This is a genomic window from Sphingomonas sp. AP28, assembly GCF_056680455.1.
Genome location: NZ_CM155283.1, coordinates 2,914,690 through 2,936,739 on the forward strand (window position 1 = coordinate 2,914,690; position 22,050 = coordinate 2,936,739).

Here is a 22,050-nt window from a genome sequence, read left to right on the forward strand (position 1 = left end):
AGCGGGTTACGATATTAATCTGAAGCAGTATCGCTTGGCGCGGACTCGGCATAGCGCCGCGCGATTACGGCGCAGGCGATCAGCTGCAACTGGTGGAACAGCATGACGGGCAGCAGGATCACGCCGACCTGCGCGGGCGGGAACAGCACGCCCGCCATCGGCACGCCCGACGCGAGACTCTTCTTCGAGCCGCAGAATTGCAGCACGATCGCATCCTTGCGGGGGAGTTTCATCAGCCGTGCGACGGCAAACGTCAGCCCGAGCACGAAGGCGAGCAGCGCGGCGCACAACAGTCCGATCAGGATCAGGTCGCCGATCGACAATTTGGTCCAGAGACCCTCGACCACCGCTGCACCGAACGCGCTGTAGACGACCAGCAGGATCGAACCGCGATCGACCACCGTCAGCAGGCCCTTGTTGCGCGTCACCCACGCACCGATCCACGGCCGCAACAGATGTCCTGCGACGAACGGAACCAGCAGTTGTAGCACGATCGCCTCGATACTCTCGATCGAGATCCCCCCGCTGCCCGAAGTGTTCATCAGCAGCGCGACCAGCGCCGGCGTGACGAGGATACCGAGCAGATTCGAGAACGACGCGCTGCACACCGCCGCCGCGACATTGCCGCGCGCAATCGCGGTGAAGGCGATCGAGGACTGCACGGTCGAGGGGAGCAGCGTCAGGAACAACAGCCCGGCGGCGAGCGGCCCGGTCACGAACGGCAACGCGGTCAGCCCGAGCCCGAACAGCGGGAACGCGACGAAGATGATGGCCAGCACCGCGAGATGCAGCTTCCAGTTGCGGAGCCCCGCCCAGATTGCCTCGCGCGACAGCTTCGCGCCGTGGAGGAAGAACAGCAGGACGATGCCGATATCCGCCGCGTAGCCGACGATCGTCGCCATCTCGCCGCGTGCCGGCAACAGGCTCGCCAGGACGACCGTCCCGAGCAGCATCAGGATGAACGGCTCGAAGACGGAGAGGAACCGCCCGATCATGGATGCGCCTTCACATAGGCGTCGAGCGTCGCGAGATGACCGCTGAGCGCGTCGTCATCCAGGAAACTGCCAAGGAAGCTGTTGCGCGCGAGCGTCACGACCTGCTCGCGCGACAAGTTCTTAGCTCGCGCCGTCTGCCGGAAATTTTCGCCGATATAGCCGCCGAAATAGGCCGGATCGTCCGAATGGATCGTCGCGCGCAGGCCGAAATCGAGCATCCGGTCGATCGGATGGTTCTCCAGCCGGTCGACGTTGCGCAGCGCTACGTTCGACAACGGGCACACGGTGAGCGTCATCGCATCGCGTGCGAGGCGCGCGACCAAGGCCGGATCCTCCAGCGCGCGGTTGCCGTGGTCGATCCGGTCGACTTGAAGAATATCGAGCGCCTCGTGGATATAGGCGGGCGGGCCCTCCTCGCCGGCATGCGCGCACAGCATCAGCCCGGCATCCGCCGACGCCGCGAACACGCGCGCGAACTTCGAGGGCGGATGGCCGACCTCGGACGAATCGAGCCCGACGCCGATGAACTGGTCGAGCCACGGCTCCGCCTGCGCGAACGTCTTGAACGCGTCTTCCTCGTCAAGATGGCGCAGGAAGCTCATGATCAGCCCGACCGACATGCCGTGCTTCGCCTGCGCCTCGTCGATCCCCGCGAACAGCCCGCGTGCGACCACATCGAAGGGTATGCCGCGATGCGTGTGCGTCTGCGGATCGAAGAAGATCTCGGCATGGACGACGCCGTCCTGCGCGACGCGGTCGAAATAGGCGACCGCCAGATCGCGGAAATCCTCCTCGGTCTGCAGCACCGCGGCACCCGCGTAGTAGATGTCGAGGAAGGTCTGGAGATTGGTGAAACTGTACGCCGCGCGGACGTCCTCGACGATCTTGAACGGGATCGCGACCTTGTTGCGTTCGGCCAGCGCGAACATGAGCTCGGGCTCGAGGCTGCCCTCGATATGGAGGTGCAGTTCCGCCTTGGGCAGGTTCGTGATGAAGTCGTCGTTCGGGAAGGGGGTCATGATCCGTCCTGTCGCTTGGGTCGCGTCGGCTGCAACCATTCCGCCCGCCACGCACTACCGCAAGTGCGAAAGCCGTTGCATGACAATCCTGTCACGTTACCGAGCGCCGATACTTACGCGAAGGACACCATCGATGCCGACAGGATTGGTCGCACTGCTCGACGACATTGCCGGGATCACCAAGCTCGCCGCCGCCAGCCTCGACGATATCGCCGCGACCACCGGCAAGGCGGGCAGCAAGGCAATCGGCGTGGTGGTCGACGATGCCGCCGTCACGCCGCGCTACATGGTCGGGTTCGAGCCGAAGCGCGAACTGCCGATGATCGGCAAGATCGCGCTGGGATCGTTCCGCAACAAACTGGTCTTCATCCTGCCGGCAGCGCTGGCACTCAGCGCGTTCGCACCGTGGCTGCTGACGCCGTTGCTGATGATCGGCGGCACCTATTTGTGCTTCGAGGGCGCGGAGAAGATCCTCGAGGCGTTCGGCGGCGGCCATGTCGAGGAGGTCGTCGCCGAGCCGGTCGACGCAGCGACGCTTGAGGCACAGAAGGTCTCGGGCGCGATCCGCACCGACTTCATCCTGTCCGCCGAGATCATGGTGATCGCGCTGTCGGATGTCGCGACCAAGCCGATCTGGGAGCAGGCGATCGTGCTGGCGCTGGTCGGGATCGTCATCACGATCGGCGTCTACGGCGTGGTCGCGCTGATCGTGAAGATGGACGATATCGGGCTGCATCTTGCACAGCGCGGCAGCGCGGTCGTGCAGGCGATCGGACGTGGGCTGGTGAAAGGCATGCCGATCGTGATGTCGGCACTGTCGGTGATCGGGACGGCGGCGATGGTGTGGGTCGGCGGGCAGATCATCGTTCACGGGATCGAGGAGTTCGGGCTCACGACGCTGCCGCACTGGATCCACGATACGGCTGAGGCGGCTTCGCATGCGGTGCCGTTCGCCAAGGGCGCGGTGAACTGGGTGATGAATGCGTTCTTCTCGGGGATCGTCGGGTTGATCCTGGGTGGCGTGATCGCGCTGGGCTTGCATGCGGTGAAGAAGCCGAAGGCGCACTGACCGGGAGCGTTGTCCACCCTACCTTGTTCTCCCGCGAAGGCGGGAGCCCAGTCTGGGTCCCCGCCTTCGCGGGGAAACACGTCGCGGTCGGTTGTAAGACGCTACCACCACCATAAAACACCACCCCGGCGAAGGCCGGGGCCCAATTGGGGAACGGAGGTAACGATGGACAGCCCGTCGTTACTGCGACCTTTCCAATTGGGCCCCGGCCTTCGCCGGGGTGGTGCTCATCCGCCGGTGTGGCAGCTTCGGAGGGAAAGAGGCAGCCCCTACTTAGCCGTCCACTTCCCCATCCAGCCCAACACTTCCCCATACCATTGCCGCGAGTTCTTCGGCTTCAGCACCCAGTGGTTCTCGCCCGGGTTCACCAGCAACCGCGACGGGATCCCACGCCGCTGCAACGCGGTGAACGTCGCCAGCCCCTGTGTGTACGGAATGCGGAAGTCCTTCTCGCCGGTGATCACCAGCATCGGCGTCTTCCACTTCGCCACATAATTGACCGGGTTCCATTTCTCGAACGCCTGCGGGTCCTCGTAATAGGCTTTCCCGCCATGCTCCCATTCGTCGAACCAGAGCTCCTCGGTCTCGTACGCCATCGCGCGCGCATCGAACACGCCGTCATGCTGGACGATGCACTTGAAGCGATCGGGCCACTGCCCCTCGATCCAGTTCATCATGTAGCCGCCGTACGACGCACCGAGCGCGCACGCATTGTCGGCATCGAGCCACGCCAACTTGTCGGTCGCGGCCTTTAGACCCTTTTGCAGATCCTCGAGCGGCCAGCCGCCCCAGTTGTTGCTGATCGCGTCGGTGAAGCCCTGCCCGTAGCCGGTCGACCCATGAAAATCGACCGCGACCAGGCCGTAGCCCGCGCCCGCGAACACCGCGGGATTCCAGCGATACGACCAGCTGTTGTTGCTCGATCCCTGCGGGCCGCCATGGACCATGTACGCGATCGGGACCTTCCCGTTCGACCCGTAGGGCTTCACCGCATAGCCCCAGACGGTGTCGGCGTTCGCGCCCTTGAAGTTGAACCGCGTAACGGTCGGCATGTCGATCCCGGCGAGCCTTGCGGCGTTGACCTGCGTCAGCCGCAGCGGTGCGCCGGTGCCCACCCGAAAGAAATCGGCGGGTGCGGTGAGGCTGTCGATCGCCACCACAGGCCCCCGCGACGTGATCGCGACCGCGCTGACGTGACCCTCCTGCGTCAGCCGCGTCACCGCGCCGCTCGTCGCATCGACACGGAACAGCGGCGTCTCCTGCGTATCGTCCGCCGTCACGTAAAGCGACTTCGAGTCCGGCGCCCACGCGATCGAGCCGACCGATCGGTCCCAGCGCTCGGTCAGCGACACCGTCTTGCCGCTGGCGATATCGCGCAGCGTCAGCACCTGGCGATCCGCCTCGAACCCCGGCCGACGCATCGCGAAATATGCGAGCGTGCGGCCATCGGGCGATACGGTCGGGAGGTTGTCCGTCGCCTTGTTCGTCGCGGTCAGGTTGACCGGTGCCGCCGAGCCGTCCGCGGGCACCGAGAAGATGTCGAGATTGGTCGACAGCGCTTCGATCCGGCCGGCTTCGCGCAGCGCGAAATAGACGGTGCGGCCGTCCGGACTCCACGAAATTTCCTCACCGCCGCCATTGGGCTTGGACGGAGTATCGCCAACCAACGCGCCGACCAGTGGAACGCCGTTTCCGGTCGCGCCTGCGGCGGTCAGCGGCAACACGAACAGCTGCGAGCGCGTGCCGTCCGCCCACGTATCCCAATGCCGCACGAACAGCTGGTCGTAGGTCCGGCCGGCACCCGCGTTAGGATCCTTCTTCACCATCGCCGGCTCGAGGCTCGGCGCACCCGGCTTGCGATCCGCCCAGACGAGCAGCTTGTCGCCGGTCGGCGCAACCTTGAAGCCGCTGAACCCGCCCTTGAAGCTGGTCAGCTTTCGCGGGGTGCCGCCCGTTACCGGCACCGACCAGATCGCATCCTCGCCGCCCTTGTCGGACGTGAAATACACGGTCGAACCGACGATCTGCGGGTCGTTCTCGTTGACCTGCGGATCGGCGAGCAGCTTCACCGGCGTCGCGCCCGGCGTGGTCAGGTCGAGCCGCCAGAGATCGTAGCGCCCCTTGTCCGCCGCGAGATCGGTCTCGCGCTGCGCCCAGACGAGCCAATGCCCATCCTGCGACGCGGTCGGCGCACCGACGCGGCTGAGCATCGTCACGTCGTCGATGGTGAGTTGCCGGGCAGCGGCAGGGGCACTCGCAAAGGCGAGCACGGCGAGGCTGGCGGAGAGCATGATCTTCATGGCGTGCTTGATAGGACGCTTGCGAGATCGCGCGCAATCACCTCGATCGCTTGCGTGAAAGCACCGGTTCAGATCATGGGGGTATGACGCCTCAGAAGACCCGCGCGCCCAGGATTTCGTCGTTCATGTTCACTATGTCTGTTCGGTGGTTTCTGGCGGCGGCGCTGCTTGCACTCGGGGCGGGGCCAGCATCGGCGGCGCAGGTGCAACTGCCGGTCGACGCGCTGATGCAGGATGCGGGAGAGTATGCGACCCGGTTCGGCGTGCCGTTCGACGAGGCGCTGCGGCGGATGCGTGCGCAGGGCGCCACCGTGCCGACGACCGACGCGCTGCGCGAAACCTACAAGGATCGCTGGGCCGGGGTCGCGATCGAGCATCAGCCGAATTACCGCATCGTCGTGCTGCTGACCGGCACCGATCCGGTAGCCGACCAGTCGGTGATGGCGGGTGGAATGGTTGTGCCGATCGTCTTTCGGACCGGCGCACCTGCAACGCGCGAGGCGGTGCTCGCCGCGATCACGGCGTATCAGGCGAAGATTCGCGAGTCCCTCCCGCACCCGCCCGGGCTCGGCGTCGATCAGAGGACAGGCGAACTGGTAGTGATGATCGCATCGGGTGATGCCGATCTCGACCGCGATGGCGCGCTGCGCGCCCGGACCGCGACGATGACCGGCGTTCCGGTGCGGATCGAAGCCGTTGATAAGCCGCCCGCGGACATGGCGCAGGATCAGGTCGCTCCGGTCCCCATGCTCATACCCGCCCCGGTCGATAGCGGCGCGATCGAGGGCGGCGGGCGCGTGGTCGGGACGGTCGACGGCAAGCGCTACGCCTGCACGACCGGCTTCGTCGTGTCCGACGGGCTGCGCAATGGCGTGGTCACCGCGGCGCATTGCCCGGATGCGCTATCCTATGTCGGCAAGCGCCCTTCGGACGGCAGTCGCGAGGAATGGCCGCTGGCGTTCGTCGGGCAATGGGGCTGGGGGTATCAGGACGTACAGGTCAACGTCGCGACCGCACCTGACGTCAGCTACGCACCTTTGTTCTACGCGGATACCGCCAAGACGGTCGCGCGGCCCGTCGCGACGTGGCGCTACCGCACGAGCACGCGCGCCGGTGACTTCGTGTGCCATCGCGGCGAGCGTACCGGCTATAGCTGTGCGGTGATCGCGATGGTCGATTTCGCGCCGGCGGGCGATCTTTGCGGTGGCGCGTGCCTGCCGACCTGGGTCGCGGTCGAGGGGCCGACGTGCAAGGCCGGCGACAGCGGCGCGCCGGTGTTCGAGGGCAGCACCGCGCTCGGCCTCGTCAAGGGCGGCACCTATCGTCGCGATGGGACGTGCCTGTTCTACTACTATATGTCGACCGACTACCTGCCGCAGGGCTGGACGCTGTTGCACCAGTAACCCGGTACGGGGCGCGCTGATTGTGTCTCCCCGCCAAGCGCTGTACGTCCCGCCGGGAACACGGTGCCGCCGAGCGCCGATCGGCGGCCTATCGACACGGGCATGACATGGACTCCTCGGGCCTTGAGGCCGTTTTCCTAGCAAATCGAGATACGCTGCTGCGGTTCATCCGCTCGCTCGGCGCGGGCGATGCGGAGGATTTGCTGCAAGAGCTGTGGGTACGGATCCAGACTGCCCCTACCGGGCCGATCGCGTCGCCGCTGTCGTATCTCTACCGGATGGCGAACAACCTGATGCTCGATCGCCACCGCGCGGTGCGGCAGGCCGAGAAGCGCGATCGCGAATGGACCGAGGCGACGGGGGGACCGTCGCTCGACCGCTCCGAGGAGCCCTCCGCCGAACGCGTCGTGATCGCACGCGAGCAGGCGGCACTGGCGGAATCGGCGTTGCAGTCGGTCGGCGACCGGGCGGCGCGGATCTTCCGACGTCACCGGATCGACGGCGTCGAGCAGCGCGCCGTGGCGGCCGAGTTCGGGGTGAGCCTCAGCACCGTCGAGGGCGATCTTCGCAAGGCGTATCGCGCGATGATCGATGCGAAGCGACGTTACGATGAGGCTTGATCGCAACGTCTCCGTCTTCGGCTATAGGAGGCCATGATGGCGGAGCATGACGATATCGAAGCGCGCGCGCTGGACTGGGTCGTCCGGACCGGCGGCGATGCGTTCGACGACTGGCCGGCGTTCCACGCCTGGCTGGAGGCGGACCCGCGCCATGCGGCGGCGTATCATGCCATGTCGATGGATATCGAGGAGATGGCGGCGACGGTGCCGCCCGTGCAGGCCGCGCCGATCGGGATGCAGCCTTCACGGCGGCGCTGGCCGGTATGGGCTGGTGGAGCGATCGCCGCTTCGCTCGCACTGTTCGCCGGGTATGAGTCGATCGAGACGCGCGCGCATCCTTACGCGGTCGAGACGGCGGCGGGGACGATGCGGACGGTTCGGCTTGCCGATGGCAGCACGATCGCGATGGGTGGTGCGACGCGGCTGATGCTCGATCGCGACGATCAGCGGATCGCGACCTTAGAGCGCGGCGAGGCAATGTTTGTCGTTCGGCACGATGACAGCGATCCGTTCGAGGTGAGCGTCGGCGGCGCGCGTCTGGTCGATGTCGGCACCGCGTTCGACGTGAAGCGCGGGCGCGGTGAAACGCGTGTCGCGGTGTCGGAGGGCGCGGTCGACTATAATCCGGGACAGGACGGCATCCGGCTCGTGAAGGGGCAGGGGCTGGTCGTGCGCGACGGCAAGGCGACCGTGACCGCGGTCGATGTCGCCAGCGTCGGATCGTGGCGTGACAGCGTGCTGGCGTATGAAGGCGCGACGCTGGCGGAGGTCGCGGACGACCTGTCGCGCGCGCTCGGCGTCGACCTGCGCGCCGATCCGGGCGTTGCGAAGCGCGCGTTCAGCGGCAGCATCGCGACCGCCAAGCTGTCCGGTGATCCACGGCTCGCCGCGCCGTTGCTTGGGGTGGCGATTCGCAAGCGTGGCGGTCACTGGGTGATGTCCTCCCGCTCGTGAAGATGCGCGGATGTCTGGTCGTCGCGGTGCTCGCCGTCGCCGCTCCTGCGCAGGCGGGGCAGGGGGCGGTCGACTTGCCGGCGGGGCGTCTTGGGGACGCGGTGCTGGCGCTCGGGCGTCAGTCGGGGACGAGTATCGTCGTCGGGGATCCAGGGCTTTGGGCGCGGCGCGTGCCCGCGGTACGCGGTCGGATGACTGCACGCGAGGCTCTGGACCGGCTGGCGACTGCGGCGAATGCCGATGTCGTCGCAGCGGGTGCGGTCGGATGGCGGCTGACTGCCTGCACGCCCCGCGTCGTTCGGGTGAAGCGGCCGAAAGTCGTTCCGATCGCCGTGCCACCCGCGGTCCAGGGCGCGGACATCGTCGTCACCGGCAGCAAGCGCGACGTCCGGTTACGCGATTTCGCAGGGCAGGTCGCGTTGCTCGATGGAGTCGATCTCGCGCTCGGCGGTGCGGGCGGGACCGAGGCGATCCTCGCGCGGCTAGCGAGCGTATCGTCGACGCATCTGGGCGCCGGCCGCAACAAGCTGTTCATCCGCGGCATCGCCGATTCCAGCTTTACCGGGCCGACCCAGACTACCGTCGGCCAGTATCTCGGCGACCTGCGGCTGAGCTACAATGCGCCCGATCCCGACCTGCGGCTCTACGATATCGCCTCGGTCGAGGTGCTCGAGGGGCCGCAGGGTACGCTGTACGGCGCAGGCTCGCTTGGCGGCATCATCCGCACGGTGCCGAACGCACCCGAACTGGGCGCGGTGTCGGCGTCGATTGCGGGCGGCCTCTCCGCGACGTGGCACGGCGATCCGGGCGCGGATTTGGGCGCGACGCTGAACGTGCCGCTCGGCGAGCGCGTGGCGCTGCGCGTCGTCGGCTACGGCGTCAGCGAGGGTGGGTATATCGACAATCCGGTGCTCGACCGCCGCGACGTCAACCGGACGCGGATCGGTGGGGGCCGGGCGGCGCTGCGGCTCGATGCGGGGAATGGCTGGACGGTCGATCTCGGCGGGATCGGGCAGTGGACCAAGGGCGACGATAGCCAATATGCCGACCGCGACGCGCCGCGGCTGACCCGGTCGAGCGCCATCGCGCAGGGGTTCTCCGCGGATTACACGATGGGGCAGGTCGTCGTCTCGGGCGCGATCGGCGGGGTGAAGGTCAAATCCTCGACCGGGATCGTCAGCCAGACGCTGACCGAACGGTACGACGCGACCCTGCCAGCAATCGATCCGACGCTACCGATTACCAACTGGCCGGCATTCGGCAGTCCCCCAACGGCAGCCGCGGGCAGTCCGCGCGTGTTCGCGCAGCGCAATGCGACCGACATGATCGCGAACGAGACGCGGGTATGGCGGCCGATGCGCAACGGGTTCGGCTGGGTGGTCGGCGGCAGTTTCACGCACAATCGCACGCGGTTGTCGCGCTCGCTCGGCCCGGTCGATGCGCCCGCGCCGGTGACCGGGGTGACCAACAGCATCGACGAAGCGACGCTGTACGGCGAGGGCAGCGTGCAACTGGTGCGCGGCCTGACCGCCACCGCCGGCGCGCGGGTCACGCGGGCGTCGCTCGCGGGGACCGGCGAGGACATCGCACCGGCACGATTGGAAACGGTCGCGCTCGCCCGTGCGCGCGTGACGGCCGACCGGATCGAGACGAGCGTGCTGCCGTCCGCCTCGCTGATCGCGGCAGTGTTGCCGAAGGTGTCGTTGTACGGGCGATACCAGCAGGGTTTTCGACCTGGCGGGCTGGCAATCGAGAGCGATTTCGTCCGGCGGTTCGAGAATGATCGCGTGCGGACGCTGGAGACCGGCATGCGCTTCGGGCTCGCCGGTGTCGATCGCGCGTACCTGACGGCGAGCGTGTCGCACACGATCTGGCAGGATATCCAGGCCGACTTCATCGACGCCACCGGCCTGCCGAGTACCGCCAACATCGGCGACGGGCGGATCTGGACGTTCAGCGCGGCGGGCGGGTGGAAGCTGGTCGCGGGGCTGACGCTCGATGCGGGCTTCACCTATAACGACAGCCGCGTGACCGAACCGAGCGCGGCCCTGTTCGTGGCGCTCGCGCGGATGAGCCAGGTGCCGAATATCGCACGCTACGCCGGCCGGCTGGGCGCGGACTACCGACGTGATGTCGGGCGAGGTCTGGAACTGCGCGTGTATGGTTGGGCGCGCTATGTCGGGCGTTCGCGGTTGGGTGTCGGCCCGGTACTGGGCGAGGAGCAGGGGGATTATCTCGACACGGCGCTCACCGCGCGAGTCGGGCGACCTGCGTTGGGCGTGACGCTCGGGGTAACGAACCTGACCGACAGCGTCGGCAACCGGTTCGCGCTGGGGACACCGTTCCAAGTCGGGAGTGGCCAAATCACTCCGCAACGCCCGAGGACGATCCGCATCGGACTGGATGCCGCTTTCTGACTTTCTCCCCTCCCTGAAAGGGAGGGGTAGGGGGTGGGTCGGCTTCCGCGTGTTCGAACGGTGGTGGCCCGAGCGGGCCGACCCACCCCCAGCCCCTCCCTTTCAGGGAGGGGAGCTAGAAGGTCCCGACGCTTACCCCTTCGCGTTCACCAGCGCGCGCTGATCCGCCGGCAGCAACGCCAGCGCGGTCTTGTAGCAATCCTCAACGTGCGAATTGCCAACCAGCTTCATCGCGCCGAAGCTGATCGTCGCCGCCACCGCCGAGCCCGCAAAAGGCACGAACTTCGCCATCGACCCAACCGCGATGCGGGCGCCGACGCGGCGGAGGAGCGCGACGACGATGCGCTTGGTCACCATCCGGCCGATCATCGTGTTGCCGAGACTCGACGCCATCACCAGCGCCTGCTGCGCAAGCTGCGGCTCGAGCTTCTGCACCTGGTCGTGATCGAGCCCGAAACGCTTGCTGATCTCGGGCAGCAGCTTGGTGAGCAGGCCGATGTCCGCGACGATGTCCGCGCCGGGGATCGGCACGACCGCCGCGCCCGCCGACATCATCGACCGCGTCGTGACGAGGCGCTTGCTGTCGTCGCGGATGCGGTCGAGTTCGGCGATGGTGGTGATCATGCTGGCGTTTCCCTGAAGATGTTGGGCCGATAACGCGCCGCCGCGGTCCTGGTGCCGCGCCATGCTGCATCAACGTTAAGGTTCGCGAGCCGCGTCTCCGTCCTCTTCTCGAAAACACATCGAAAAGGGTTCCGTATGCGTCGTCTCCTGCTGACCACCACCTGCCTGTTCGCGGTAACGACGGGCGCCCAGGCGCAGACCGTGATCGATACCAAGCGGACCGACACGGTGCGGACCTCGACGATCAAGGCCGGCGCCCCCGACAATATCCGCATCGCCGCCGCTGGTTCGGTGACGCCGACCACCGGCACTGCGGTCACCATCGACAGCGTCAACTCGGTCACGAACGAAGGCACGATCCAGGTCACCAACGCCGACGGATCGACCGGCATCCTCGCCAACGCAGGTACCGGCGGCGGCATTACCAACGCCGCGACCGGCAAGATCATCATCGACGAAAGCTATGTCGCGACCGACACCGACAAGGACGGCGACCTCGACGGCCCGTTCGCGGCGGGCACCGGACGCACCGGCATCCGCACCGCGGGCGCGTACACCGGCGCGATCGTCAACAGCGGCGCGATCACCGTGAAGGGCAACAACTCCGCCGGCATCTGGCTGGGCGGGCCGCTGACCGGCGCCTTCACGCACGACGGCCAGACCTCTGTCACCGGCAACGGATCGACCGGCGTGCGGATCGCCGACGTCACCGGCAACGTCCGGCTCGCGGGCACGATCGCGGCGATCGGACAGGGCGCGGTCGCCGCGCGCGTCGATGGCGACATCGCAGGCGCGCTCGTGGTGCAGGGCGCGCTCGGCTCGACCGGCTATCGCTATGCGACGGCGCCTGCCGATACGACCAAGCTCGACGCCGACGACCTGTTGCAGGGCGGATCCGCGCTGGTCGTCGCGGGCAACGTCTCGGGCGGGATCATCTTCGCGATCCCGCCGAAGGACGCGAGCACGACCGATACCGACGAGGACAAGGACGGTCTTCCCGACGCCACCGAAGGCTCGGCGGCGATTACCTCGTTCGGCGCAGCGCCGGCGGTGCAGATCGGGTCGGCCACGCGTGCCATCGCGATCGGTGCTGTCGCGGGGACCGGAACCGGGTTCGGCCTGATCGTTGACGGCGGCATCGCGGGCAGCGGCGTCTATGGCGGCGTCGAGGGCAACGGCCTGGCGATCGGCGGCCTTGGCGGTGCGGTGACGATCGCAGGCGGGATCGGCATCAACGGCACGGTCGCTGCCGTAGCGAACGGCGCAAGTGCGACGGCATTGAAGCTCGGCACGGGTGCGTCCACGCCTGAGATCCGCAATGCCGGCACGATCTCCGCGGCAGGCGGCGGTACGACCGCATCGCGCTCGACGGCGGTCCTGGTCGATACCGGCGCATCCGTCGCGACGATCCGCAACAGCGGCACCATCAAGGCTGCCGCACAAGCCGCCGACGGCACGGCGATCGCGATCCTCGATCGATCGGGCACCGTCACATTGGTCGAGAACAGCGGCGGGATCGGCGCATCGGGCGCGCTCGCCACCTCCGAGCGCAACGTCGCGATCGACCTCTCGGCTAACACCACCGGTACGATTGTTCGCCAGACCGCAGTCGCGACCGGCATCGCGGCGCCCGCGATCGTCGGCGACGTCCGCTTCGGCAGCGGCAACGACGTGTTCGACGTCGCAGACGGCACGGTGGCCGGCACCGCGCGCTTCGGCAGCGGCAACAACCGCCTCGCGCTATCGGGCGACGCCAATTTCAACGGCGGCGCAGTGTTCGGTGCGGGCAACGACGCGCTCACGCTCGCCGGGACTTCAGTGTTCAGCGGCGCGGCGGACTTCGGTGGCGGTGCCGACACGCTGACGCTCGGCGGCACCTCGCGCTTCTCCGGCACGCTCGCCAATTCAGGCGGCCTCGCGGTCGCGGTCAACGGCGGCACGCTCGACATCACAAAGGCCGCGTCGATCGCGTCGCTATCGGTCGCTGGCGGCGGTATCCTCGCCGTGACGCTCGACAAGGCCGGCGGCACCAGCACGATGATCCAGGTCGCCGGCACGGCATCGTTCGACAAGGATTCGAAGCTTGCCCTGAAGCTCACCAGCGTCGTCGACGCGGAAGGCCGCTACACCGTCCTTCGCGCCGGCACCTTGACGGGTGCCGCCAACCTTACCGCGACCACGACGTTGCTCCCGTTCCTCTACAAGGGCAGCATCGCGACCGGCACGGGCAACGACTTGGCCGTCGACGTCGCTCGCAAATCGTCGACCGAGCTCGGGCTCAACCGTTCGCAGGCCTCGGCCTATGACGCGATCTACAAGGCGCTCGGCAACGATGCGAAAGTCGGCGGGGCGTTTCTCAACATCACTGAGGCCGACGCGTTCCGCGGCTCGGTCCGCCAGATGCTGCCCGACCATGCCGGCGGTACGTTCGAGGCGGTGACGATGGGCTCGCGCGCGACCGCGCGCGTGCTCGCCGACCCGCACGGCCCGTTCAAGGACGAGGGAAAGTGGGGCTATTGGGTAACGCAGGTCGCATGGGGCACATCGAAAAGCGTCGCCGATACCGCGGGCTATGACATCAGCGGCTGGGGCGTTTCGGCGGGCGCCGAATACAAGACGGGCGTAGGCAATTTCGGGACCTCGATTGCCTATCTCCACGGGCAGGACGCGGACGACGGCACGGATAATGAAGTAAATTCGGACCAGTATGAACTAGCCGGATACTGGCGCGGGCATTGGGGCGGCTTGCAGGCCAATGCGCGCGCGTCGGGCGCCAAGGTGAAATTCGACGGTGTCCGGCAGTTCGCCGGCGCGATCGGCAGCGAAGTGGTCTCGCGGACTTCGAAGGGCAACTGGGACGGCACGCTGTACGCGGCATCCGGCGGCCTGTCGTACGAGGCCGGCACCGGCATGCTCACCTTCCGCCCGGTGCTCGCGATCGATTACTACAAGCTCAAGGAGGACGGCTATAGCGAGACCGGCGGCGGCAAGGCGATCGACCTGGTCGTGCGGTCGCGGACCAGCGACGAGCTGGCGGTCACCGGCAGCGGCGCACTCGGGCTGAACTTCGGCGGACCCAAGTTCGAGAATGGCTGGTTCCGCGTCGAAGCCGAGGGCGGCCGTCGCCAGATCGTCGGCGGCGGCCTGGGCGCGACCACCGCGTCGTTCGAAGGCGGCCAGTCGTTCACGCTGACCCCCGACAAGCGCACTAGCGGCTGGGTCGGCAAGCTGCGCGGCGTCGGCGGCAATGGCATCTTCCGGATGGGCGGCGAGTTCAACGCCGAGCAGCAACAGGGCCGCGTCGCGCTGTCGCTGCGCGCCAACCTCCAGATCGGGCTTTAGGCAACCGCACTTTTCAGGGGCGGAATGGCTCTATTCCGCCCCTGGACTGTTGTCGGCGCATAGCAGGAGCGAAGATATGGCCGAAGACCGTTTGAACATCGACACCAAGACCCTCGAGGACAATAGCGACCTGCGCCAGGTCGAGTTCGAGGCCGAAGTGAGCGAGGAACGCTATCAGTTCGCGGTCCAGTACGACGTGCTCGAAGCGCTGAGTACGGTATCGCCCGAAGGCGACGCCGTGGCGATCTTCAAGCAGCACGCCGAAGAGATCGCGGAGCTCGGCGTCGTCGCACTGGCGCGCGATCCCGACCAGGAGATCGTCGTCATCAGTGAAAACGATCTGGACTAGCGCCAGCTTCCGGCCGATCCTCCCCACCGAGCCGGCATTGTCGTCCGGACGGTGGGAGACGGATGATGAAGACGATCTGGACGAGCGTTGCGGTAGCGATGACGATCGCGGCGGGCGCGCCGACGGCGCAAGCGCAGAAGGTCAGCCCCGCGGTCACCAGCGCGCTTGCCGATCCGGCGCGCGCCGATCAGCAAGGTGACGATGCCCGCCGCAAGGCCGCCGACGTCCTTGCCTTCTCCGGCGTGCGGCCGGGCAACGTCGTCGTCGATTACCTGCCGGGTGCGGGATACTGGACCCGGATCTTCACCGGCGTCGTCGGACCCAAGGGCCATGTCTACGCAGTGTGGCCGGCAGCCAGCGCGAAATACGCTGAGAAGACGTTGCCGGCACTTCAGGCGCGCAACCTCGCCAACGTCACCGCCGTCGTCCAGACCACCAACCTGCCGACCTCGCCCAAGCCGGTCGACCTGTTCTGGACCGTGCAGAACTACCACGACATCGCCAACAACGGCGGCGGCGAGGGCGCGTTGAAGGCGTTCGACAAGGCAGTGTTCAACATGCTCAAGCGCGGCGGCATCTACGTCGTGATCGATCATGCGGATGCCCCCGGCAGCGGCCTGGGCGGAACCGAGACGCGGCACCGGATCGACCCGGCCACGGTGAAGGCGCAGGTCCAGGCGGCGGGGTTCAAGTTCGTTGGCGAGTCCACCGCACTGCGCAATGCGGCCGACGATCACACCAAGCCGGTATTCGACCCCGCGATCCGCGGCACGACCGACCAGTTCGTCTACAAGTTCAAGAAGCCGTAAGCGCATCGGCGACTGATCGACGGCATCCTCGTCGTTCGATCAGTCGCCATCGCCTTTCCGTCATCGCGATCGAGTCCCGCGCTCGGGCATGGCGTTCCAGCCGGGACAGTCCTAAGCGACGTCGATGAACGACAAAATTGCTGCCCCATCGATGCGTCCAGGCGAGTTCGTCGCCTTCATCGCCGCGTTGATGGCGGTCAACGCGCTCGGCGTCGACCTGATGCTGCCCGCGCTCGCCGATATCGGCCACCAGCTTGGCATCGCCACCGCGAATCACCGCCAGTGGATCATCACGGCGTACATGCTCGGCTTCGGCGCCGGGCAGCTCGTCTACGGGCCGCTCGCCGATCGCTACGGCCGCCGGATCATCCTGCTCGTCACGCTCACGGGATTCGTCGCGGCAAGCATTTTCGCGGCTGGATCGCAGACGTTCGCGGCGTTGCTCGGCGCGCGCGTTCTGCAGGGGCTGATGTCCGCATCGACGCGCGTGCTCGCGGTCGCGATCGTGCGGGATCGGTATTCGGGTCGCCAGATGGCGCGCACGTTGTCCGTGGCGCAGATGATCTTCTTCCTCGTGCCGATCATGGCGCCCAGCCTGGGCCAGGTGCTGCTCCAGTTCGGTCCGTGGCGGTTCATCTTCTACGCGCTGGCCGGTTTTGCGGCGTTCGTCCTCGCGTGGTCGGTGACGCGGCTGCGGGAATCGCTGCCGATCGAGCGCCGCTCGCCACTGTCGTTCGCGTCGCTCCGCCAAGCGTACACGCTGACGCTGACCAACCGCTATTCGGCAGGCTATGCGGTCGCCGCGTCGATGACGTTCGGCGGGATCATCGCCTTCGTCTCGTCCGCGCAGCAGATCTTCGTCGACGAGTTCCACGCCGGCGAGCGGTTCACGATCCTGTTCGCGGTCTGCGCGTTTTCGATGGGGTGCGCGTCGTTCGCCAACAGCCGGCTGGTCGAGCGCCTCGGCACGCGCCTCATATCGCAGGCCGCGGTGCTGGGGCTGATCGCGCTGTCGGTGGTCCACATCGGCGTGATCGCCGCGGGGTCCGAGTCGCTGTGGACCTACATGCTGTTCCAGGCGCTGAGCATGACGTGCATCGGCCTTTGCGGCTCCAATTTTGGCGCGATGGCGATGGAGCCGGTCGGGCACATCGCCGGCACCGCATCGTCGATCCAGGGGTTCATCACCAGCGTCGGCGCGGTGATCGTCGGGTCGCTCATCGGCCAGTCGTACAATGGCACGACCTATCCGCTCGCGATCGGTTATCTGGCGATCGGACTGGGCGTGCTGGCGGTGGTGTACGTGGTCGAAGGCGGCAAGCTGTTCCACGCGCACCACAAGGCCTGATACGCGTTACGCCCCGACGCCGCGTTCGTGCGCCCACACGATCGCGGCACTGCGCCGGTTGACGCCGATCTTGGCGTAAAGCCGTGCGACATGGTTGCGCACCGTGTTGCGCGACAGGTCGAGCCGGGTGGCGATCGCCGCATCGTCGAGGTCCTGGCAGATCAGTTCGAGCACCTCGCGCTCGCGCTTGCTGAGTTCGGTGGTGGGGGGCGTGGCACCCGAGCTGGCGCGTGGATTTCGCAGCGTCGCCAGCTTGTCCATGATCGACCGGCTCAGCCAGTTGGCGTCCTTCATCACCGCGTCGATCGCTTCGACGAGTTCGAGTTCGCCGCGGCGGCGCGCCGTGATGTCCTGGTACAGCCACAGGACGCAGGGCGTGCCGTCGACGCTGATCCGTTCGGCGGAGACGAGGCAGTCCAGCGTCTCGCCGTTCTTGTGCAGCAGGCGGACATCGTGGCCGCGGATGCCGTTCCGCTCACGGATCTCGGTTTCCAGCTCCACTCGCTGCGCGGCGTCGTTCCATAGCTGGAGATCGTCGGCGATCCGGTCGACGACCGCGTGATCGGTATAGCCGGTGAGGCTCTTGAACGCCGCGTTCACCTGCACGATGCGGTTCTCGTCACCCTTGGTGATGACCATCGCGACGGGGGCCATCTCGAACACCGACGCGAAATGCCGTTCGCTCGCCTGCAACGCGAGTTGCGCGCGACGCCGGGGTTCGAGGTCGGCGAAGGTGAACAGCAGGCAGTCTTCGTTGGCGAGTTCGATCGGCTGGCCGGCGAGGATGACCAGCGTCTTGTCGCCCCCAGCGAGTGGTAGTTCCGCCTCCAGTTGTGGGACGGTCTTGCCGGCCGCCACGCGTTCCTTGACGAACGGCTTGCGCTCGACCTCGGCGAGGAAGTCGAGATCGAACAGCGTCTTGCCGACGATCTGGTCGCGGTCGTAGCCGGAGAGATCGAGGAACCCCTGGTTGACCAGGACATAGCGCTGGTCGGCGACCCGCATGATGAGGGCAGGGGCGGGGTTCGCATGGAACATCGCTTGGAACCGGTCCTCCGCGTCGAACCGTTCGGAGACGTCGTTGATGACCATCCCCAGGCAATCGGGATCGCCGCCATCCTCGTCCATGACGATGTCGCGGACCTGATGCACCCAGCGCGGCTCGTCCGCATCCGGTGACGAGACCTCGACTATCAGATCGGGGAAGCTTTCACCGGCGAGCAGCCGCATCAACGGATACTCGCGGCGCGGCAGCTTGCGACCGTCACGGTACCGCAGCCTGAAGCGCGCCGCGTAATCGTCCGCGGTCTCGCCCAGCTCGGCCAACGCCTTCACGCCGTGCATCTTCAACGCCGCCGGGTTCGCGCTGAGGATCATGCCGGTCGGATCCATCAGGATCACCCCTTCGAGCAACCCGGTCATGAGCTGTTCCAGGTGATGCAGCGTCGGGGCGTGGAGCGGCTTTCCGTTGGTCTTGGTCATGCCTGTCCAGCGACCAAAAGGGGGCTGCGGTTCCGTGCCCGGCGCTACATTTATACCAATACGACCGGTATGTGAGCACCAATCGTAAAATTCTGGCGCGGCGTCGAAACTGAACGGATCGGCGGCCCCGAATGTTGAGCCCCCTGTACCATAACCCAGTACCATCATCGTCCAGGAGCCTCATCATGAACCTCATCATTCTTCTCGTCGTCGGCGGGCTCATCGGTTGGGTCGCCAGCATGATCATGCGCACCGATGCGCAGCAGGGCATCTTTCTCAACATCGTCGTCGGCATCGTCGGCGCGTTGCTGGCCGGCTTCCTGATCACGCCGCTGATCGGTGGCGCATCGATCATGGACGGCGCGCTCAACATCCAGTCGATCCTGATCTCGCTGGTCGGCGCGGTGATCCTGCTCGCGATCGTCAACATGTTTCGTCGCGGTACGGTTCGCTGATGCGACCGGGAGGCGGCGTGGCTCAAATGCCGCCTCCCACTCGGCGAACGCCCCCGTTTCCAAAACCAGAAACTCAGGAGAGTATCATGACCGTTCGAGCATTCATGGCATGCGGCGCAATGCTGCTGGCCTCCAGCGCCGTCGCGCAGACCGCAACGCATGCCGGCGCGCACAACCCGGCCGTCAAGAACAACGATGCCGCCCATGTCGCGGCCCCGGCCAAGGGCGCCAACTCCTTCTCCGAGGACCAGGCTCGCGGTCGCCTGACCAAGGCCGGCTACCAGTCGGTCTCGCGCCTGGCGAAGGACAAGGACGGCGTCTGGCGCGGCAGCGCGACCAAGGCCGGCAAGAAGGTCAATGTCGGACTCGACTACAAGGGCAACGTGACCGCACGCTGATCCATTTTTTCAGGAGAGAAACGATGACCAAGACCCTTACCCGCCTGTTCGACGACTATTCGGATGCGAAGTCCGCCCTGAACGATCTCGAGCGTCTCGGCGTGCCACATGACTCGATCAGCATCGTCGCGAACAACGCCGATGGCGCGCACGGCGATCACGACACGTCGCTGGACGACGTCAACGATCGTGGCGATGTAAGCCGCGGTGTCTCGACCGGTGCAGCCGTCGGTGGCGTCGGTGGCCTGCTCGCCGGTCTCGGCCTACTAGCGATCCCGGGCCTGGGGCCGATCGTCGCCGCCGGCTGGCTCGCGTCCACCGTCGTCGGTGCCGGTATCGGTGCCGCAGGCGGTGCCGCAACCGGCACGATCGTCGGCGCATTGAAGGACGCCGGTCACACCGATGACGAAGCGCATGTCTATTCGGAAGGCGTCCGTCGCGGCGGCACGTTGCTCAGCGCACGCGTCGACGACAGTCTCGCCACCGAGGCCGAAGCGGTTCTCGATCGTCATCGCTCGGTCGACGCGACGACCCGCGGTGCAGCGTATCGCCAGGACGGCTGGACGCGCTTCGACGAGGCAGCGCCCGCATACACGCGCGACGAAGTCGTTGCCGAGCGTGGCCGCTATGGTTCGGTATCTTCGACAAACGCGTCGACCTACTGAACGATGCCGTCACGATCCTTGCCGCCAGCGTATCGGGCGGCGGGTGTGACAGCGTCGGAATAGCGAAGGGGTCGGTTTGGGTTCAACCAAACCGACCCCTTCGTCGTTCAACCAAAGGCCGAAGACCCTAGCCGTGCAGCGACCGACGGAACGTCTCGGGCAGGAATACCAGCCCGACCAGCACCGTCACCGCGCAGGCAACGATCGGATACCAGAGGCCGTAGTAAATATCCCCCGTCGCCGCGACCATCGCGAACGCCGCGGTCGGCAGGAACCCGCCGAACCAGCCATTGCCGATATGATAAGGCAACGACATGGAAGTGTAGCGGATCCGCGTCGGGAACAGCTCGACCAACAGCGCGGCGATCGGCCCGTAGACCATCGTCACGTACAGCACGAGCAGGACGAGGATCGCGATCACCATCGGCTTGTTGATCTGTGCCGGGTCCGCCTTTTCGGGGTAGCGGACCGAGGTCAGGGCAGTCTTCACTTCCGCACCGAACGCCTTGATCGCCGCCGCCTTGTCAGGACCCGACACGACCGCGGGGTTGACGACCGGGATGGTCGTGCCGCCGATGTGGATCTGCGCGACGGTGCCCGCGGGTGCGATCACGTTCGCGTAAGAGATGCCGGCCTTCGCCAGATACGCCTTGGCGATGTCGCATGAGCTCTTGTCGAACTTGTTCTTGCCGACCGGATCGAACTGCACCGAACATTCGTCGGGATTAGCGACGACGCTCACCGGCGAATTGGCCTGTGCCGCATAGAGCGCCGGGTTGGCGGCCTTCGACAGCGCGTGGAACAGCGGCATGTACGTCAGCGCAGCGAGCGCGCAGCCCGTCAGGATGATGTATTTCCGCCCGATCTTGTCCGACAGCCAACCGAAGAAGATGAACGCAGGCGTGGCGATCAACAGCGCGATCGCGATCAGGATGTTGGTGGTCGGTCCGTCGACGCGCAGGTTCTTCTCGAGGAAGAACAGCGCGTAGAACTGGCTGGTGTAGAAGATGACGCCCTGGCCGACGACCGCACCGAACAGCGCGATCAGCACGACCTTGAGGTTGCTCCACTGCCCGAACGCTTCGGTCAGCGGCGCCTTCGAGGTCTTGCCCTCGTCCTTCATCTTCTGGAACACCGGGCTCTCTTCGAGCTGCATGCGGATCCAGAGCGACACCGCGAGCAGCGCGATCGAGACGATAAACGGGATACGCCAGCCCCATGCCGCGAACGCCTCCTCACCGACCAGCGTCCGCACGCCGATGACGATCAGCAGCGCGGCGAACAGGCCGAGCGAGGCTGTGGTCTGGATGAAGCTGGTGAACAGCCCGCGCTTCTTGTCGGGCGCGTGCTCGGCGACATAGGTCGCGGCGCCGCCATATTCGCCGCCGAGCGCGAGGCCCTGCAGCAGGCGCAGCACGACCAGCGCGATCGGCGCGGCGACGCCGACCGACGCGTAGCTGGGGAGCAGACCGACCAGGAACGTCGACAGGCCCATGATCGCCATCGTGACGAGGAACGTGTTCTTGCGCCCGACGACATCGCCGATCCGCCCGAACACCAGCGCGCCGAACGGCCGCACCGCGAACCCGGCCGCAAACGCCGCGAGCGCAAAGATGAACCCGGTGGTTTCGTTGACGCCCGAGAAGAACTGCGCGGTGATGATCGTCGCCAGCAGGCCGTAGAGATAGAAATCGTACCATTCGAACACCGCACCCAAGGAGGATGCGATGATGATGAGCGGCTGGCTCTGCTTCACATGCCCGAGGGGCGAAGCATCCCCTGTTGTAGTCGCCATGGCAGT

18 protein-coding genes are annotated in these 22,050 nt (G+C 66.6%); 12 read left to right on the forward strand and 6 right to left on the reverse strand.

Translation table 11 applies throughout. From position 1 onward, the window contains the following. Positions 1-14: 14 nt before the first annotated feature. Together AC1MH0_RS13445 and AC1MH0_RS13450 are read right to left on the reverse strand one after the other, a co-directional pair. Positions 15-995 carry a bile acid:sodium symporter family protein gene (locus AC1MH0_RS13445; RefSeq protein WP_480963196.1) on the reverse strand — a complete coding sequence of 327 codons (981 nt, stop codon included), beginning with the start codon at positions 993-995 and terminating at the stop codon, positions 15-17. After that, positions 992-2,014, reverse strand: coding sequence for an adenosine deaminase (locus tag AC1MH0_RS13450; protein ID WP_480963197.1), 1,023 nt, complete (start codon positions 2,012-2,014; stop codon positions 992-994). The genes AC1MH0_RS13445 and AC1MH0_RS13450 overlap by 4 nt, the downstream gene beginning before the upstream one ends. A gap of 133 nt (positions 2,015-2,147) precedes the next feature. On the opposite strand from AC1MH0_RS13450, the gene AC1MH0_RS13455 reads away from it, so the two are divergent. Continuing rightward, entirely contained in the window at positions 2,148-3,083 is a 936-nt protein-coding gene (locus AC1MH0_RS13455; RefSeq protein WP_480963198.1) for a DUF808 domain-containing protein, read from the forward strand. Positions 3,084-3,352: 269 nt separating this feature from the next. On the opposite strand, the gene AC1MH0_RS13460 is transcribed toward AC1MH0_RS13455, so the two are convergent. After that, positions 3,353-5,383, reverse strand: a complete 2,031-nt coding sequence (locus AC1MH0_RS13460; protein WP_480963199.1) for a S9 family peptidase — start codon at positions 5,381-5,383, stop codon at positions 3,353-3,355. Between the two features lie 125 nt (positions 5,384-5,508). Between AC1MH0_RS13460 and AC1MH0_RS13465 the strand changes: the two genes are divergently transcribed. From AC1MH0_RS13465 to AC1MH0_RS13480, 4 genes are all read left to right on the forward strand, one after another. Beyond that, positions 5,509-6,786: a chymotrypsin family serine protease gene (locus AC1MH0_RS13465; protein WP_480963200.1), complete on the forward strand. Its 1,278-nt coding sequence runs from the start codon at positions 5,509-5,511 to the stop codon at positions 6,784-6,786. Positions 6,787-6,893: 107 nt separating this feature from the next. Further along, a complete protein-coding gene (locus AC1MH0_RS13470; protein WP_480963201.1) occupies positions 6,894-7,406 on the forward strand; it encodes an RNA polymerase sigma factor in 513 nt (170 codons plus the stop codon). 36 nt (positions 7,407-7,442) lie between these two features. After that, entirely contained in the window at positions 7,443-8,360 is a 918-nt protein-coding gene (locus tag AC1MH0_RS13475) for a FecR family protein (RefSeq protein WP_480963202.1), read from the forward strand. 2 nt (positions 8,361-8,362) lie between these two features. After that, positions 8,363-10,777, forward strand: coding sequence for a TonB-dependent receptor (locus AC1MH0_RS13480; protein WP_480965744.1), 2,415 nt, complete (start codon positions 8,363-8,365; stop codon positions 10,775-10,777). A gap of 132 nt (positions 10,778-10,909) precedes the next feature. On the opposite strand, the gene AC1MH0_RS13485 is transcribed toward AC1MH0_RS13480, so the two are convergent. Beyond that, complete coding sequence (locus AC1MH0_RS13485) at positions 10,910-11,401, reverse strand: hypothetical protein (RefSeq protein ID WP_480963203.1); 492 nt, start codon at positions 11,399-11,401, stop codon at positions 10,910-10,912. Positions 11,402-11,536: 135 nt separating this feature from the next. Here AC1MH0_RS13485 and AC1MH0_RS13490 point away from each other — a divergent pair, with 135 nt between their 5' ends. The 4 genes from AC1MH0_RS13490 to AC1MH0_RS13505 all read left to right on the forward strand — a co-directional run bounded on the left by AC1MH0_RS13490 (position 11,537) and on the right by AC1MH0_RS13505 (position 17,249). Continuing rightward, complete coding sequence (locus AC1MH0_RS13490; RefSeq protein WP_480963204.1) at positions 11,537-14,743, forward strand: autotransporter outer membrane beta-barrel domain-containing protein; 3,207 nt, start codon at positions 11,537-11,539, stop codon at positions 14,741-14,743. A gap of 76 nt (positions 14,744-14,819) precedes the next feature. Next, positions 14,820-15,092: a DUF1488 family protein gene (locus AC1MH0_RS13495; RefSeq protein WP_056061362.1), complete on the forward strand. Its 273-nt coding sequence runs from the start codon at positions 14,820-14,822 to the stop codon at positions 15,090-15,092. Positions 15,093-15,157: 65 nt separating this feature from the next. Next, complete coding sequence (locus AC1MH0_RS13500; protein WP_480963205.1) at positions 15,158-15,901, forward strand: class I SAM-dependent methyltransferase; 744 nt, start codon at positions 15,158-15,160, stop codon at positions 15,899-15,901. A 151-nt stretch (positions 15,902-16,052) separates the two neighbouring features. Next, positions 16,053-17,249, forward strand: coding sequence for a multidrug effflux MFS transporter (locus tag AC1MH0_RS13505; RefSeq protein ID WP_480965745.1), 1,197 nt, complete (start codon positions 16,053-16,055; stop codon positions 17,247-17,249). A 6-nt stretch (positions 17,250-17,255) separates the two neighbouring features. On the opposite strand, the gene AC1MH0_RS13510 is transcribed toward AC1MH0_RS13505, so the two are convergent. Continuing rightward, positions 17,256-18,731, reverse strand: a complete 1,476-nt coding sequence (locus AC1MH0_RS13510) for a PAS domain S-box protein (protein WP_480963206.1) — start codon at positions 18,729-18,731, stop codon at positions 17,256-17,258. Between the two features lie 185 nt (positions 18,732-18,916). Here AC1MH0_RS13510 and AC1MH0_RS13515 point away from each other — a divergent pair, with 185 nt between their 5' ends. The 3 genes from AC1MH0_RS13515 (at position 18,917) to AC1MH0_RS13525 (ending at position 20,249) form a co-directional block, all read left to right on the forward strand. Continuing rightward, positions 18,917-19,186 (forward strand): GlsB/YeaQ/YmgE family stress response membrane protein, encoded by a 270-nt coding sequence (locus AC1MH0_RS13515; protein WP_056061356.1) that lies wholly within the window; start codon positions 18,917-18,919, stop codon positions 19,184-19,186. Between the two features lie 86 nt (positions 19,187-19,272). Beyond that, positions 19,273-19,584 carry a hypothetical protein gene (locus AC1MH0_RS13520; RefSeq protein WP_056484947.1) on the forward strand — a complete coding sequence of 104 codons (312 nt, stop codon included), beginning with the start codon at positions 19,273-19,275 and terminating at the stop codon, positions 19,582-19,584. 23 nt (positions 19,585-19,607) lie between these two features. After that, positions 19,608-20,249: a general stress protein gene (locus AC1MH0_RS13525; RefSeq protein WP_056484945.1), complete on the forward strand. Its 642-nt coding sequence runs from the start codon at positions 19,608-19,610 to the stop codon at positions 20,247-20,249. A gap of 127 nt (positions 20,250-20,376) precedes the next feature. Here the strand turns inward: AC1MH0_RS13525 and AC1MH0_RS13530 are convergent, their stop codons facing one another. Continuing rightward, positions 20,377-22,044: an MFS transporter gene (locus AC1MH0_RS13530; protein ID WP_480963207.1), complete on the reverse strand. Its 1,668-nt coding sequence runs from the start codon at positions 22,042-22,044 to the stop codon at positions 20,377-20,379. Between the last annotated feature and the right edge of the window lie 6 nt (positions 22,045-22,050).